Origin of the sequence: Vibrio sp. 10N.222.46.A1 (genome assembly GCF_041473595.1) — a bacterium.
Taxonomy (GTDB): domain Bacteria; phylum Pseudomonadota; class Gammaproteobacteria; order Enterobacterales; family Vibrionaceae; genus Vibrio; species Vibrio tasmaniensis_A.
This window is the reverse complement of record NZ_JBFRSN010001821.1, coordinates 1-510: the sequence shown is the minus strand read 5'-3', so window position 1 is coordinate 510 and position 510 is coordinate 1. Positions and strand designations below refer to the sequence as shown.

Sequence of the window (510 nt, the reverse complement as noted above, 5' to 3'; positions counted from 1 at the left end):
GTCCATCACTTCTTGGCCAGCTTCAACGTTCATAAGAACGTAGTGAGCTTTGTGAAGTTTGTTGATTGGGTAAGCCATTTGACGGCGGCCCCAGTCTTCTAGACGGTGGATAGTACCACCAGCTTCAGTGATTGAACCAGTGTAACGCTCGATCATGCCAGCAACTTGCTCGCTTTGATCAGGGTGAACCATGAATACGATTTCATAATGACGCATTTGGTTGCTCCTTACGGATTATTAGCTTCCACGAAAGGCTCGGTCGTCCAAGGGAAGCAAGGAACTAAAGAAAAATGACCGAGTTTTAAGGACGGCAAATATTATAGAAAGAACCCGGTATTGGCAAGCGGTATTTGGCTAATAATGAAACAGTTTTTCTTTCGCCATCTAGCCATCTGTGATTCTGTCAATTTGTCACTCTAGGCCCTAAAAAGAAACGCCCACCAGCAAGTGGTGAGCGTTAATAAATTCATAGACTTAAAGTCATTTAACTCTTTATATAGCAAGTACCTC

General features: G+C 43.3%; 1 protein-coding gene. It reads right to left on the bottom strand.

Annotated elements, in window-relative coordinates; translation table 11 throughout:
- On the bottom strand, window positions 1-216 hold a 216-nt coding region (gene rpsF, locus AB4496_RS29465; protein ID WP_372133680.1), incomplete at its 3' end, for a 30S ribosomal protein S6.
- Window positions 217-510 lie beyond the last annotated feature (294 nt).